This is a genomic window from Alicyclobacillus sp. SP_1, from assembly GCF_024706985.1.
Taxonomy (GTDB): domain Bacteria; phylum Bacillota; class Bacilli; order Alicyclobacillales; family Alicyclobacillaceae; genus Alicyclobacillus_I.
In genome coordinates this window covers 85885-101860 of the sequence record NZ_JAMCCX010000007.1, presented here as the reverse complement: position 1 = coordinate 101860, position 15976 = coordinate 85885, and the positions used below count along the sequence as shown (strand labels likewise).

General features: G+C 49.1%; 14 protein-coding genes and 1 tRNA gene. All 15 read left to right on the top strand.

The genetic code is table 11. The features are described 5' to 3' along the window. Positions 1-88: 88 nt before the first annotated feature. The 15 genes from M4I36_RS00655 (at position 89) to spoIVA (ending at position 15843) form a co-directional block, all read left to right on the top strand. A tRNA-Leu gene (locus M4I36_RS00655) sits at positions 89-171 on the top strand. Positions 172-365: 194 nt separating this feature from the next. Continuing rightward, a complete protein-coding gene (locus tag M4I36_RS00650; protein ID WP_258109670.1) occupies positions 366-1346 on the top strand; it encodes a LacI family DNA-binding transcriptional regulator in 981 nt (326 codons plus the stop codon). Positions 1347-1520: 174 nt separating this feature from the next. Continuing rightward, positions 1521-2120: an adaptor protein MecA gene (locus M4I36_RS00645; RefSeq protein WP_258109669.1), complete on the top strand. Its 600-nt coding sequence runs from the start codon at positions 1521-1523 to the stop codon at positions 2118-2120. Positions 2121-2215: 95 nt separating this feature from the next. Next, positions 2216-3487 (top strand): Glu/Leu/Phe/Val family dehydrogenase, encoded by a 1272-nt coding sequence (locus M4I36_RS00640; RefSeq protein WP_258109668.1) that lies wholly within the window; start codon positions 2216-2218, stop codon positions 3485-3487. 516 nt (positions 3488-4003) lie between these two features. Next, the gene (locus M4I36_RS00630) at positions 4004-5272 is read left to right on the top strand and encodes a germination protein YpeB (protein WP_258109667.1); all 1269 of its coding nucleotides are present in this window, start codon (positions 4004-4006) and stop codon (positions 5270-5272) included. 102 nt (positions 5273-5374) lie between these two features. After that, positions 5375-6019, top strand: coding sequence for a flagellar brake protein (locus tag M4I36_RS00625; protein WP_258109666.1), 645 nt, complete (start codon positions 5375-5377; stop codon positions 6017-6019). A 43-nt stretch (positions 6020-6062) separates the two neighbouring features. Further along, positions 6063-6773 carry a (d)CMP kinase gene (cmk, locus tag M4I36_RS00620; protein WP_258109665.1) on the top strand — a complete coding sequence of 237 codons (711 nt, stop codon included), beginning with the start codon at positions 6063-6065 and terminating at the stop codon, positions 6771-6773. Next, positions 6754-7398 (top strand): lysophospholipid acyltransferase family protein, encoded by a 645-nt coding sequence (locus M4I36_RS00615; RefSeq protein WP_258109663.1) that lies wholly within the window; start codon positions 6754-6756, stop codon positions 7396-7398. The genes cmk and M4I36_RS00615 overlap by 20 nt, the downstream gene beginning before the upstream one ends. A gap of 171 nt (positions 7399-7569) precedes the next feature. Beyond that, on the top strand, positions 7570-8760 hold the full coding sequence (gene rpsA / locus M4I36_RS00610; protein WP_483860613.1) for a 30S ribosomal protein S1: 1191 nt from the start codon (positions 7570-7572) through the stop codon (positions 8758-8760). Between the two features lie 206 nt (positions 8761-8966). Beyond that, positions 8967-10349 (top strand): DUF512 domain-containing protein, encoded by a 1383-nt coding sequence (locus tag M4I36_RS00605; protein WP_258109661.1) that lies wholly within the window; start codon positions 8967-8969, stop codon positions 10347-10349. Between the two features lie 102 nt (positions 10350-10451). Then, positions 10452-11768 (top strand): ribosome biogenesis GTPase Der, encoded by a 1317-nt coding sequence (der, locus tag M4I36_RS00600; protein ID WP_258109660.1) that lies wholly within the window; start codon positions 10452-10454, stop codon positions 11766-11768. Between the two features lie 60 nt (positions 11769-11828). Then, entirely contained in the window at positions 11829-12422 is a 594-nt protein-coding gene (gene plsY / locus M4I36_RS00595; RefSeq protein WP_258109659.1) for a glycerol-3-phosphate 1-O-acyltransferase PlsY, read from the top strand. Between the two features lie 16 nt (positions 12423-12438). Further along, the gene (locus tag M4I36_RS00590) at positions 12439-13506 is read left to right on the top strand and encodes an NAD(P)H-dependent glycerol-3-phosphate dehydrogenase (RefSeq protein ID WP_258109658.1); all 1068 of its coding nucleotides are present in this window, start codon (positions 12439-12441) and stop codon (positions 13504-13506) included. Between the two features lie 149 nt (positions 13507-13655). Beyond that, entirely contained in the window at positions 13656-14039 is a 384-nt protein-coding gene (gcvH, locus tag M4I36_RS00585) for a glycine cleavage system protein GcvH (RefSeq protein ID WP_258109657.1), read from the top strand. Positions 14040-14364: 325 nt separating this feature from the next. Further along, positions 14365-15843, top strand: a complete 1479-nt coding sequence (spoIVA, locus tag M4I36_RS00580; protein WP_258109656.1) for a stage IV sporulation protein A — start codon at positions 14365-14367, stop codon at positions 15841-15843. The last annotated feature ends 133 nt before the right edge of the window (positions 15844-15976 follow it).

Sequence of the window (15976 nt, the reverse complement as noted above, 5' to 3'; positions counted from 1 at the left end):
ACCGTGAAGACCTCCAGCGCCGAGAATACTTGGGGTGCAGACCCCTGGGAAGGTAGGACGTTGCCAGGCGAGAGAGATTTCCTTCTATGCGGGTGTGGCGGAATTGGCAGACGCACCAGATTTAGGTTCTGGCGGGAAACCGTGGGGGTTCGAGTCCCTTCACCCGCACCAAATGGACTGGAATGGAAACTGTCAGAGATTCATGTCGTCGATATGAATCTCTTTTTATGTAGATTCTCGGTCTCTCATTGCCATGATGTTTGAAGAAAACTTGCATATTTCGTCGCCATCTTGCTGACCTTCCTTGTTATAGACTCTATTCCATTGATATCATTCTCCTATGACTACACTTAGGAGTGGCTCTGATGACTGTGACAATATATGATGTAGCACGCGAAGCAAAGGTCTCCATGGCGACTGTTTCGAGAGTAATTAATGGCACAGCTGTCGTTAAGGACGACACCAAACGCCGTGTTTTAGAGGCGATTTCACAGCTGGGATATCGCCCGAATGCAGTGGCTCGGGGCCTAGCGAGCAAGCGAACGAGGACCATTGGCGTCATTGTCCCAGACGTTTCTGCCGCGTTCGTAGCAGAGATTGTGCGGGGTATTGAAGACATTGCGACCATGTACGATTATCACATCGTCTTGGCGAACTCTGACGGACAAATTCCAAGGGAAGTCAGTCTGATTGGAACAATGTGGGAGAAGCAGGTGGATGGTATCCTCTACATGACCAACGCGCTCCGTGGGGAACATATTGAAGCATTTGAAGACGCTCAAATTCCGGTTGTGCTGTGTGCGACAGAGGATACGGAACGACGCATTCCGTCTGTTAATATCGACAATCGCCGAGCAGGTGCGGATGCTGCAAATTATTTGCTGGAAAAAGGGTGCAAAAGGATAGCCTTTGTTACATCGGATGAAGGTATTTCAGTGATTGCCGACCATCGCCTACATGGTGTGCGCCGACAACTGGATAACCACAATTTTCGTGTACTGCATGTTGGAGAAGGTCGATACGAACATGCAATACAGTTGCTTCGTGATGAGTTTCAGACATTAAACATCGATGGGTTGATTGCTGCGAGTGATGAATTGGGGCTGGCTTCGGTTCATGCCATTCAAGACTCTGGACACTCTGTTCCTGAAGATGTACGGATTATCGCTTTTGACAACACGCGTTTAGCGACGATGGTCCGTCCCGAACTGACCGTCATTGCACAGCCCATGTACGATTTTGGTGCCGTTTCTATGCGTCTTTTGACAAAGATGCTTTTGGACGAACCTGTTGAGAACTATACAGTGACCTTGTTGCACAATATAATTGAGCGGAAATCCAGTTGATTTTCTCAGGCCTTAGTTGTTAAATGGAGTGACACGATGCTATCCATCATCGTCTGTTCAGGTTCCGCAGATGCTTGGCGAGTAGTGGGCACATCCATCGATATGGAGTCGTTCGAAAGCCGCTTGATTTATGCGGGTTGAGCGTCTTTTCGTTTCCGAAAGCGAGGGTTGCGCATGAAGGTAGAACGCATCGCCCGAGACAAGGTGCGGATTTTTGTCAGTTACGAAGATTTGGCTCTCCGGGGTATCGATAAAGACGAGTTGTGGAGAAATGGTAAGAAAGTTCAAGAGCTTTTTTGGGACATGATGGAGACGGCATATTCAGAGGTGGGATTTGAGGTATCTGGGCCGATTGCCGTTGAGGCATTTACCATGCCCTCTGAAGGCGTTGTAATTATTGTGACCCGTGTGCCTGCGGTACCACCTATTAGTGATGAAGAAGAAGAGTTGGATGAGGATTACGACGATTCCTATGACTTTGAGCAACCGCAGGTCACAACCTTTAAATTCTACGACTTTGAAGATGTCTTAAGGGTAGCATTTGCAATGAATGGTGAGCATATTCTCTGCTCCTTGTACGCATATGAAGGGAATTACTACTTGGTGCTAAACGGGGAAGAGGAGTTGGATCAAAACCCCAACTTGCATTACGTACTGACGGAATATGGAGATGCCTCAAATACATCCTTGGCATTTCTACAGGAGTATGGAAAGTGCGTTTTGACCGAACAAGCACTACAACAACTGAATGACAAATTTGCAAAGCCGGAGTAAACTCTATATTTGGAGAGAGCCTCCGACATGCCAAAGGGTTGGACAACCCATCTCCAGCGTAGACGTCAGTTCATCGTGACCAAAGGAGTATTGATGTGAGTACGAATGAAACTCATGTGGAAGCAGCGGAGTCATTAAATGTATTACTCGCTACACAGCAGGTGATTAAAGAAGCCTTAAACCGCCTTGGATACGGAGATGACCTCTATAACTTACTGAGTCAACCGTTGCGCACCCTTACTGTACGCTTTCCGGTGACGATGGATGACGGCTCGGTCAAAGTGTTTACTGGTTATCGTGCTCAGCACAATGATGCCGTCGGGCCTACAAAGGGCGGAATTCGACTTCATCCGGATGTGAATGAAGAGGAAATCCAAGCTCTTTCCATGTGGATGTCAGTGAAATGCGGTATTGCGGACCTTCCCTATGGCGGAGGAAAAGGAGGCATAGTTTGCGATCCTCGTGACATGTCTTTCGCTGAAATAGAGCGGTTAAGTCGCGCATACGTTCGAGCTATTAGTCAAATTGTGGGTCCGGCCAAAGACATACCTGCACCGGATGTCTTTTCAAACTCCCAAAATATGGCTTGGATGTTTGATGAATACTCGCGGATTCGTGAGTCAGATTCTCCTGGTTTTATAACCGGCAAACCAGTTGTGCTCGGTGGTAGTGTTGGTCGGGAAAGAGCCACGGCTCGTGGCGTTGCGATATGTATAGACGAAGCCTGTCGCGTCAAGGGAATTCAATTAAGTGGAGCTAGAGTTGTTGTTCAGGGATTTGGCAACGCAGGAAGTTATCTTGCTAAATATATGAAAGACGCTGGTGCTTTGGTGGTAGGCATTTCCGATGCATATGGTGCTCTTTATCAGCCAAACGGGTTAGATGTCGATGAACTGTTAGAGCGTCGCGACTCTTTTGGGAGTGTTACGAAATTGTACAGAGACACCATCACGAATAAGGAATTGCTGGAGCTTCCATGTGACATTCTAGTGCCAGCAGCCATTGAAAATCAAATTACGACCGACAATGCGTCGAACATTCAAGCTTCAATTGTTGTAGAAGCAGCGAACGGACCGACGACGATGGCCGCGACGGATATTCTTGACCGACGCGGGGTACTTGTGGTTCCGGATGTCTTAGGTAACTCAGGCGGAGTCATCGTGTCATACTTTGAATGGGTACAGAATAATCAGGGCTATTACTGGTCAGACAGTGAAGTAGATACAAATCTCTCGAGAGTCCTGCAGCGAAGTTTTTCTGCCGTGTATGCGGCGTCTCAAAAATATTCGGTCAATATGCGACTTGCGGCCTATATCGTTGGTGTACAACGAATGGCCGAAGCAGCCCGATGGCGCGGTTGGGTTTAGTGAACTCGGTCGTTCGTCACAAACTTGTGTCTTAAGAGGGCAGATTCACCAAGTCATTTGAGCCATGAGCGATGTTTTCAATTTTGTGGGCAACCTATCACGGAACGGTGTCCCGTATTCGTAATTTCACAGTTGCTTCTCGGGGGGTAAAGTGGCATGCGGATGGATACACTCACTTGCGAGGGAGTGAGCGACGAGGTGATTGTTCAGAATCAGCGAGTAAAAGTACACATTCGTTGCAAAAAGTGTGGAGAGACATTTATTTTACGTGGAGTTCGAGATGTTAAAGGCAATATTGAGACTGGTTTTAAACGGTGCCTGTGCGATAACGAGAGTGATTTCGATATCGAAACCTTACAATAATGCCTGATGTACTCCTAGGACCCGTATGATGACTTGTAGACTGTTTGTGAGATGAGCCCGCGCGTCAGCGGGCATATTTTGTGTTTTTGGTGGAATCCTTTTCAGCGTGTAAAGTGCCATGCGCTGACGCAGGGAGAGGAGAATCCACGAATCATGGTTCGTTCATCCTATTGGTTAGGCTCAGCACTCGTCGTCCTTGGAATTATCAGTATAGCGGCTGTCGCCTTTGGTGTTGTGGAATCTCAACATAATGAGCAGTTAGAGAACCAGGCCGAAGCGACGCGCACGATATCTTTAGAGCAAGCCCGTTGGGATGCACAAAAAGTGGATCAGGAGGCGCTCGAGACCGAGATTCTCCGTCGCAATGAGGATTTACAAGCTCGTTTCGATAAACTTACCACGACGGCGACAGCGCTCGAAGAAACTGCTTCGTATCTACCACGTACGAATGACGTGCTTCAAAAAAACTTGCACATACTATCACAAATCCCAGAAAAGATCAATCAATGGAAAGCAAGTTCGAATGTGACCGAAAAAGAACGGCTCAGTACCTTACAGGCATGGCAAGGGTCATCAACCATCGTGCAAGAGCAGCTTGCGAAACTGACGCACTCGTCGGATGATAACGGGACTGACCTTTCAGCAACCATCCATAACTTTCATCGAAAGGTGAAGCAATGGATGGGCGGAGTGAAGAGTTCCGCGCCCATGGGCCCCAAACTTCCTGCATCCGGCACCGACGAGTTGATGACGCACTCACATATGTCAAAATCAACCTTGAATACCCTCGAAAAATTCACGTTTCCGATGACCATGACAGAAGTACAAAGCGTGGGTCAGGTTCCAGGCACGTCCGACCTGCACTCTTACGAAGCCAAACTTCATGGTACTGCGGCATGGTTTCAGGTGTCTGAACGGAATCATCAAGTCGTCGCTTATGAAGAGCAAAGTAGTTCGCAAGGACCAGCCCGTTATGACGTGGAAGAGGCGCGTACTGCTGCGAAAACGTGGCTCAACCGACGTGGATTCTCAAGTCTCGTATGGACAAATACGTCGCGAATTGGAAATGTGTGTTATATTACCTTCGTTGCTAAGCAAGGCGACCGCATGGTCGACAAAAAATCGGTGGTTGTCAAAGTCAATTTGGTGAACAACCACGTAGTTGGAATGAATGCGATATCTTGGTTCAATCACCAAGTTAATCCGGTCTCAGCGGCACAGACTGTCATGTCTTCCAACCAGTTCTCCGGATTGTTCTCATCCAGTTTCCACCCGAAGGTATATCGTCCAGCTTGGTATGCTGCAGCAGACGGGGCCTACATACCGGCCACTTCAATTCTCGGAACTGAACATGGACATACGTTTGACGTGGTGGTCAGTGACAAGTCAAAAGCCATCCTCGACATCCGGTATCTGGATTAATTTGCTGACCGTTGTGACGAACGACAATTTGCGTTTCATCGATACACAATTGCACACTGTCTAGTATAATCGGGATAATGAACTGGACAGGCGGTGATGCAAATGGCGTTAACACCCGCAGTGGGACAGCACATCAAAATTCGCTTTGCGCGAGAAGAGGAACAGTATTTTCGCTCGGAAGTGGCAGAACACGACGACGAGTGGATGTATTTACATATGCCCATCGACACGGCCTCCAGCAAGGCGGCCAAAGTAGCTCAGGGAACGCCGTTGTGGATTGAATATCAATCCTACGACGGATGCATCTACCGATACCAATCAGAGGTTGTCGAAATTTTATATCTGCCGATGCCGACATTACAAGTATATCCGCCAAGTCGCTGCACCGTGGAGCGAGATCAAAAACGGGAATTCGTCCGCGTTCCAGTGGACTTGCCTGTGACGTTGAGGTGGCTGAGCGGTGAGGTTAAACAGCAAGAAGTCGTGTATTCTCGAGACTTAAGTGGTGGTGGTCTTGCACTGTTGATTCCTCGCTCGGTTCGACTGACCGTGGGCCAAGAGGTATATGTTCAGTTCAGAATACCCAATAACTCGTTCGACGTACTGACGCAAGCGGTCGTCTCGCGCGTGGGGGAGAGAAATGACCGCGGTTATGCCGTAGCATCCCTTCAGTTTCGCGGAATGAAGGAAAGCACGCGTCAAAAAATTATTCAATTTACATTCAATCGCCAACGGATGATCCGTTAACGGCATGTGTGACCACGATGGCGAAAGAATGGAGGATATGTCGTTGGAAGACCATTGCAGTTTGACCATCGCGATTGACGGCCCGGCTGGGTCAGGGAAGAGTACCGTCGCTCGCGCCTTGGCGGATAGTTTGGGGATTTTTTATCTAGATACCGGTTCTCTCTACCGCACGTGGACGTGGCTTGTTCTTCATCTTGGTATTTCTCCAACATCTGAAGATCAGGTTTTAGATGCACTTCAGGCACACTCTATCGACCTCCAGATTTCCAGAGACCGTGAACTCATTATCGGGATTGATGGTCGGCGCATGGGGCCCGAGTTGCGTTCGCCAGAAGTTACAACATGTGTCCCACAACTTGCAGTTCATTCCCGCGTGCGCGAGATCATTACCGACTGGCAACGCCAATTGGCTGTGGGAAGAAAGATGGTCGTAGATGGACGTGACATCGGAACGGTCGTATTCCCTGAAGCAGATGTAAAGATTTTCTTGACTGCTGACGTACACGAACGAGCTGAGAGACGTCTTCAAGAAATGAATCGCCACGGACACATGAGCAGCTTTTCCGAGGTAAAAAAGGCGTTGGTAGAAAGAGATTTGGTCGATTCGACACGGAGTATATCGCCGCTGCGAGTGGCGGATGGCGCCATTGTGATTGACACGACCAACAGGGATGTGAAGACTGTGGTAGACACCATTCTTATCGAAATAAAAATGCTGCGAAAGCGAACGGCACGTGATTGCCTTGACTTCTAAAAACATGATGTATGTCAATCGATATTACCATCCAGTTTATCTGTTTTGCCGTTACGTGGTCTATGTTGTCCTACACGTTCTGTTTCGCATCTGCGTCGTACACCCCGAGAACGTCCCTCGGGAAGGCGGTGTGATATTGGCCAGCAATCATATTCACAATTTCGATCCGCCAACCGTCGGGATTACCCTTTCGCGCTATGTTTCGTTCATGGCCAAAGAAGAGCTGTTCGCACTTCCTGTAGCGTCTAGTCTTTTAAAGACCATTGGGGGGTTTCCGGTAAGGCGCGGAGGACAGGACCGGTCTGCACTACGGTTTTCCTTCGACGTTCTCGAACAAGGCGGTTGCCTGATGATGTTTCCGGAAGGACATCGCTCGAAGACGGGAGTTCTCGGAAAAGGCATGCCAGGAGTGGCAATGATTGCAAAGAGAAGTGAAAAGCCCATCGTGCCTATCGGGATCATTGGAAGTTATAAAATATTTAGCAAGGTGACGATCCGCTTCGGAACTCCCTATTATGCAAGTCCATCAGAATCCAATCAGGAGATCGTGAACACTTTAATGAACAAAATTCAACAACTTGTCGACTTAGGGCACGAAGAGGCGAAAAGGACATTTGGAGATTGAAGGAGACTTTAGTACATTAGTAGTGAGGCTCTACCGTGTAGTGTAACGATCGCATTACGTCGTCCATTGCATACTGAGTTATCGTGGGCGATAATGGGAATGATATCGGCGCAGTGCTCTCGTTACACAACACGTTCGGCACCTCAGTCGTTCATCGGGGAGGCAAATATGATGTCGGAAGACCTGCAGGAAATGTTGACGGATTCAAATCTCCAAATTGGGGATTTAATAAAAGGAGAAGTAGTCGCCGTCGATTCAGAAGGTGTTACAGTGAATCTGCCACATGGTTTCGAAGGGCATATCCCAACCAAGGAACTTTCTGCCCTGCCTACGGATGACCCCTCCGAGGTCGTCCATGTGGGAGAGACCTTGATTGCAGTCGTAAAACAGATTGATAGGGAAAGCGGCTTGGTCACTTTGTCGAAACGCCAAGCAGATAGCCGCGAAGCTTGGGATGAATTGCAAGCGAAGTTTGACCGCGGCGAGGTCTTTGAAGTCACCGTCAGAGACGTCGTCAAAGGCGGTTTGGTCACTGATGTTGGGGTGCGAGGTTTCATCCCGGCTTCTCTCGTGGATCTCCGGTTCGTCGGGGACCTGCAAGACTTTAAAGGAAAGCAAATTCAGGTCAAGGTTGTGGAGCTAGACGCTGCCCACAACAAGCTGATTCTGTCGAGAAAGGCAGTTCTTGAGGCCGAGCAGCAAGAGAAAGCCGTTGAGGTCATGCAAGAGCTAACCGAGGGCCAGGTTCTAGAGGGAACCGTGCAGCGTCTTACAACATTTGGGGCTTTCGTGGATGTCCATGGAGTGGATGGCTTGGTACATATATCGGAGCTGTCGTGGAGTCACGCTGAGCATCCTTCGGATGTTGTCAAAGAAGGCGAAGTGGTTCGCGTAAAGGTGTTGAAAGTAGACCCAGAGAAGGGCAAGATTTCTTTGTCCATCAAACAGGCTGAGCCCGACCCATTTGAGCGTTACGCCTCTCTCTTCCACGAAGGTGACGTGGTGGAAGGAACGGTAAAGAGAGTTGTGGATTTCGGCGTTTTTGTCGAACTGCAACCTGGCTTAGAAGGCTTGGTTCACATCTCTCAGATTGCCCATCATCGAATTGGGCATCCGAGCGAAGCCGTTGCACCTGGAGATGTCGTTCAGGTCAAGATTCTCGGTGTAGACCCTGACAGAAAGCGGATTTCGTTGTCTATCCGCGAGGCAGATCCAAAGCCGATATCGAGTCCGGCGCCTACCCGTCGGGAATCGCACGGACGTACGAATCCAGCGCCAGCTCCATCAAAGCCAGCGGAGACGACGCAAGGAACAGGCGCGACCTTGGGAGACTTGTTTGGAGACTTGTTTAAACGAGACTGAAATTGACGGTTATTCAATATTTCATGCGATGAATTGAATGGCGTGTTGATGAATTGCGGCCTTCAGCGAGGAAAGGGTTCTTTCTTTCCGGCGCGAAGGCCGTTCTCGGCGTGAGTCATCCGAAAACTTTCAGCCGTCGACTTGACTGCTGCTGAAGTCAACTGAGATAATCGGGAGATGACGTCACATGAGAGGAGGTAATGACAATGCCGCGCATTCATAAGGTGCAACCGAATTCCTTGGCGGAAGAATTGGGTCTTACCTCTGGCGACGACTTAGTTCGCGTCAACGATGTCACTATCCGCGACTTGGTCGACTTGCAGTTTGCGATGGCTGCAGAAGAGATTGAACTTGAAGTCAAAAAGGCTTCTGGGGAGATATGGATTGTAGAAGTCGATAAACTATATGATGAAGACCTCGGGGTGGAATGGGAACATCCCACTTTAGATAGAGTGAAATTGTGTCATAACAAATGTGTGTTTTGTTTTGTTGACCAGATTCCATCCAATATGAGACAGACTCTCAATGTGCGAGACGACGATTACCGTTTGTCGTTTCTTCACGGGAATTTTGTGACGCTCACCAATGTCAAGCAGGATGATTTAGACCGAATCATACAACTGAAGATGTCACCCTTAAACATTTCAGTTCACACCACGAACCCTGAACTGCGCGTAAGGATGCTCGCCAATCGTCGGTCGGGCGAAATTCTACAGCAAATTTCCTATCTCGCGGAGCATCAAATTGTCATGAACACACAGGTAGTCCTTTGTCCAGAATGGAATGACGGCCCAGAGTTGGACCGAACCATTGAGGATTTGGCTACCTTTTATCCGCACGTGCAATCACTTTCGGTCGTTCCGGTGGGCCTCACAAAGCATCGCAGAGGATTGCATAAATTGCGTCCGTGCACGAGTGTCGAAGCGGATCGAACCATTCATCAAATCACTCGGTGGCAAGAGAAACTTCGCACCGAACTTGGCGTCTCATTTGTCCATGCGGCCGATGAACTGTATGTCATGGCAAAGCGAGATGTGCCACCCAAAGAGTACTACGATGACTTTGGTCAAATTGAAAACGGCGTGGGTGTCATTCGTACGTTTTTGGAAGAGATTAGTCAAGCAAAACAGAGTTGCGTCCGTCTTTCGCCTGTTCCGAATCGCAGCGTGGGAATCGTGACCGGTGTCTCAGCGCAACAGGTGATTCAAGATATTACGACAGACATTACAAAGGAACACTCCGTTCAATGCACCGTCTTTCCAGTGACGAATAACTTCTATGGAACCAATGTCACCGTAACCGGATTGCTGACAGCGACAGATATCATCGACCACTTACGAGGACATGTGGATGGTTTAGACACCATTCTTTTACCGGACATCATGTTAAAGGATGACGATGACGTTTTTTTGGACGATCTTCGCGTGAGTGATGTAGAAGAGGCACTTCAAACCCGAGTGACCGTCGTACCTGCGACTGGTTTGGGGTTATTTATGGGGATATTGGGGCACACGCAACATCTGCCACCGCGTAGAAGATATGAAACGACCTTACAAGATGGAATATCAGCAAGTCGTTCCGTTTCTTGACCGTCTGCTTCTCTGGATGGTCATGCAGTCAGACCACGATGAATCGAGATATGTTTCAACACGTCAACGCGTGTCAAATTGCCCGTCAAGGTGGAGTAATTCATGAGTTTACCGACCGTTGCGATTGTAGGTCGCGCGAATGTGGGGAAAAGCACTCTGTTTAATCGAATCATCGGCCAACGCCTTTCGATTGTTGAGGATACGCCAGGTGTCACACGGGATCGGTTATACGCCTCAGCGGAGTGGAACGGACGAGAATTTCATTTAATTGACACGGGCGGTATTGAATTAGACGAAGCGGACGAATTCACGAATCTCATCAGAGTACAAGCCGAATTAGCGATTGATGAGGCGGATGTGATTGTCTTCGTCGTAGACGGACAAGCTGGCTTGTTAGAAGCGGATCGTTCTGTCGCAGAAATCCTTCGGAAATCAAGAAAGCCGATTATCTTAGCCGTCAATAAGTTGGACCATCCAACCCATCACACGGCTCGCTATGAGTTCTTTGAATTGGGCTTTTCTGAACCTATCCCGATTTCCAGTGAGCATGGCATCGGTACGGGCGATGTATTAGATGAAGTGGTTCGCAGTTTTCCAGAGTCCGACGCACTGTTCGACGATGAAGATTCTGTTCGAGTTTCTTTTGTCGGGCGGCCAAATGTCGGAAAATCGTCTTTGGTGAATGCTCTGATGGGATTCAATCGAGTGATGGTCAGCGACATTGCCGGCACCACTAGAGATTCGATTGACACGCCGATCACGGTTGACGATAAGTCCTATATCCTCATTGATACGGCTGGGCTGAGACGTCGCGGCAAAGTCTATGAGCGGATCGAAAAATATAGTGCCATGAGGGCAGTGCGGGCCATTGAACGGTCGGATGTCGTGTTCGTCGTACTTGACGGCAAGGAAGGCATAGCGGAACAAGACAAAAGAGTCGCTGGCTATGCGTTGGATGCGGGACGCGCTGTTGCGTTTCTTGTGAATAAGTGGGATATTGTAGAAAAAGATGATAAGACCTCACACAAGTTTGAACAGATGATTCATGCGGAATTCCCTTTTATGCGCTTTGCACCTGTCTTGTTTGTATCTGCTCTGACGCGACAGAGGGTGTTGAAGATTTTGCCGCTGGCCGCCGATATAGCGAATAATCATGCCATGCGTATTTCTACATCGACCCTGAACGGCTTGATTCAGGAGGCTGTGGTCTCCGTTGCACCTCCAAGTGACAAGGGACGTCGACTCAAGATATATTATGCGACGCAGGTATCCGTTAAGCCTCCGACCTTCGCACTATTTGTCAATGATAGAGAATTGATGCATTTTTCATATGAGCGATATCTGGAGAACCAATTGAGAGAGGCATTCGGGTTTGAAGGGACTCCTATTCGAATCTTAGTTCGAAATAAGTCGCAATAGCACGGTCGCGATTTTCTACAGGTACCAACATCCTTCGATTCGGTGTAGGGGGTTCATGGCATGCTCACACTATTGTCAATTTTACTTGCCTATCTCATTGGCTCTATTTCTGTGAGTACTCTGCTTGTCCGCGTGGTGAAACGAGTCGACATCCGCTCCTATGGGAGTGGCAATGCTGGGGCAACCAACACGTTGCGCCTTCTTGGTTGGAAGTACGGCATCTTGGTATTGCTCCTAGACGCTCTAAAAGGAGCTGTCTCAGTCTACGTGGCATACGCATTCACCCATCATTCGCTCCCAGTCGAATATGTTGCGGGTCTTGCCGTCATTGTCGGCCATAACTGGCCCATTTTCTTTGGCTTTCGCGGCGGCAAGGGAATTGCGACAACCATCGGTGTGTTCTTGGTGTTGTTACCACTTCCGGCCCTGCTGGCTGGTATTGTGGCTCTCATTGTGGTCGCAGTAACGCGTTTTGTGTCCTTGGGCGCTATCTCCTTCGTGGTGCTATCGCCCATATTTCTAGCACTGTTGACGAATCGCACAGGGGCATTGCTGTTTTCCGCCGCAGCGGCAGTTCTCGCCATCTACCGGCATCGAGAAAATTTAGTGCGATTGGCCCAAGGGAAAGAGAGGAGGCTGTTCGACCATTCTTAGCTCTGATGCTTACCATTTGAGCACAGGTGAACCGCATCTCCCTGCACACAGTGTGGGCGTTGTCGGAGCCGGTAGCTGGGGAACGGCGTTAGCACATGTTCTGGCCAGCAATGGTCACCGCGTCCGGCTATGGTCAAGACAGCGGTCGATTGTAGAGGATATTAATGAGCATCACAGCAATGCGCGCTACTTGCCTGGCGCTTTGCTTCACAGCGGCGTTTATGCGACCATGTCCATTCAAGAATGTCTAAAATCAGCTAATTGGATATTTTTGTGTGTTCCCTCCACAGCTATTTCGGAAATAGTGGAAACCATACGACCTTATGTCTCGGACGAAACAAACATCTGTCATGCCATCAAAGGCTTTGCCCCTGATGAGCAAGTCGTTCTGAGCGCATTTCTCCACAAGAGGCTTGGCGTGCCACGGAGAATTACCGTCATCGGCGGCCCCAGTCACGCGGAGGAAGTCATTCGCGAACAGCCGACGACACTGGTCGTCTCTGGATACTCTCAGGCCGTGGTCGAGACCCTCCAGGACGTCTTGATGACCCCATTTACGAGAGTCTATACAAATCCCGACCGAGTTGGCGTGGAAGTTGGTGGAGCTCTTAAAAATGTCATTGCGCTCAGTGTCGGGGTAGCGAGTGGACTCGGCTTTGGCGACAATGCGAAAGCGGCCTTGATGACTCGTGGATTGGCGGAACTTACACGGCTGGGAGTCGCGCTGGGTGCCTCACCCATGACGTTTTCTGGCTTAGCTGGGGTGGGCGATTTAATTGTCACGTGCACGAGTGAGCACAGCCGTAACTTTCGAGCCGGTCGACTCATTGGACAAGGGTTTACATTAGACGAGGCAATTCAAAAGTTAGGAATGGTTGTGGAAGGAGCAAAAGCTACGAAAAGAGCGCTAGAGCTTGGGGCAGAACATGACATCAAATTGCCCATTGCCGAAGCGATGGGTGAGGTCCTGTTTGAAAACGCGAATCCTCGAGACATTGTTAGGAAATTGATGGAGCGGGGCAAAACGGGAGAACTTGAAGACGTAGCAGCAACGCCTACTATTGGCTCATGGTTTGAGAAGTAAACAGAATGTCAGAGAATTATGCTTAGGGCCTCGAGTTTTCTGTCAACACGATAGCATCAACGTTACTTTCCTGATACACTGTCGGTGCAGCAGTGTTGTTTGGACAACAATGATTCGCAATGATCGAAATGGGTCGTGGAGGGATTTTGATGAGTCAAGTGCCATCTCATTTGAAGTATTCCAAAGAACATGAATGGATTCACGTAGAAGGAACCAAAGTGCGGATAGGCATCACTGATTTTGCGCAAGATGAACTCGGAGATATTGTGTTCGTCGAACTTCCCAACGTAGGAGATACGGTGTCTGCAAATTCTACTTTTGGAACTGTGGAATCCGTAAAAACTGTCTCCGACTTGTACGCCCCGGTGTCTGGTACTATCCTTGAGGTCAATTCTTCTTTAGAAGACTCTCCAGAAAAAGTAAACCAGTCGCCATATGACGCTGGATGGATGATTGTCGTCGAGATGAGTGACCCATCCGAATTGAATTCGCTGTTGGACGCTGAAGAATATGGATCTCATACTCAATCGTAATCGAGCGGTGTGCGCTTCGCGCTCCGCGAGTTACATCGAATTGGTCTAGACTGAGACGCAATGGAACAAGATTAGCATGCCGAAACCTGCATGCTATTTTTGCATCCGTCGGTTAGGAACTCGAGCCTATTTGTTCTGTTTTCAGCTTGGACTACATACCCTGAACTCAAGCCAATATCGCCGCAATCAGCATAGATTGCCTGCCGGGGCATATACATTAACCGTCCTAACGATTCTTTGGACATTCCGCGGAGGATTGTCAGTGGCTCGGGGCGGTATGTACGGGCGAAGCAATCTGCGCCGGTCATCTTGAGGAGGGGGAAGCGTGGAAAAATTCGACGTATTCAGGGACATAGCTGAGCGGACGGGGGGAGACGTCTATCTCGGCGTCGTCGGCCCCGTGCGCACTGGTAAGTCCACGTTCATTAAGAAGTTCATGGAATTAATTGTGCTTCCGAACATCAAGGAGGAAGCCGATAGAACGCGGGCTGTGGACGAACTTCCACAAAGTGCGGCAGGCCGAACAATTATGACGACCGAACCCAAGTTTGTTCCAAATCAAGCTGTTGAAGTAGAGGTCGCAGAAGGTTTGGAAGTCAATATTCGCGTGGTCGACTGTGTCGGATATGCAGTCACCGGAGCGCGTGGATATGAAGATGAGAACGGCCCACGAATGGTCACCACACCGTGGTTTGATGAGCCAGTGCCTTTTCAAGAGGCCGCAGAAATCGGCACACGAAAAGTCATTGCAGACCACTCGACCATTGGAATTGTCGTGACGACGGACGGGAGTGTAGCAGAAATTCCCCGCGAAGGTTATGTGGAGGCAGAAGAGCGAGTCGTTGAGGAATTGAAGGAACTTGGCAAGCCTTTCGTCATTTTGGTGAATTCCGCTCATCCCGAGCATCCACGTGCGCAGGATTTGAGAGTTGAACTTGCAGCCAAATACGACGTACCGGTGATTGCCTTATCCTGTGCGACTGTGACTTCGCAAGAGATATATACTGTATTGCGCGAGGCTCTCTACGAGTTCCCAGTCAAGGAGGTAAGCGTCAACCTTCCAAATTGGGTCATGGTTCTGGACGAAGACCATTGGTTGCGAAAGCAATTTCAGGAAACGGTGCGGGAAACCATTCAAGATATTCGGAGAATCCGGGACATTGACCGAGTGGTATCGAATCTGTCGAAATACGAGGTCGTTTCTTACGCAGGGCTGTCGCATATGGATATGGGCCAAGGCATTGCGGTTATCGATGTTTCCGCACCGGATGAGCTTTATGACCAAGTATTGACTGAAGTTGTCGGCGTTCACATCACTGGGCGAGACCAACTGCTGCGGATGATGAAAGACTTCGTTCATGCCAAGAAAGAGTACGACAAAGTCTCGGAAGCCCTGCGCATGGTCAAGCTAACTGGTTATGGAATTGCCCCACCTTCGCTTGAAGAAATGACCTTAGATGAACCGGAACTCATTCGCCAGGGTTCACGTTTCGGTGTACGGTTGAAAGCCACTGCCCCATCGATTCACATGATTCGGGTGGATGTAGAAAGTGAGTTCGCGCCCATCGTTGGCACTGAGCGCCAGTCGGAAGAGCTTGTTCGTTACTTAATGCAGGACTTCGAACAGAACCCGCTGAAAATTTGGGAGAGCGACATTTTCGGGAAGTCTCTTGCTGCCATTGTGCGCGAAGGTATATCGGGAAAACTGTCCCTGATGCCCGAAAATGCTCAATACAAGCTGAAGGAAACTCTGCAACGCATTATCAACGAGGGTAGCGGCGGTCTGATTGCCATCATCTTGTAAACCCCTGGAACGGACGAAGCGACCACACGGTCCTTCGTCCGCTTCTGTATTTTGTCGCTGCCTGTACAGAGAGACCGTTGAATGCATTGCAAAAGCAGAAAGGTCATAGTATACTTACGGTCAGTGTCCATTG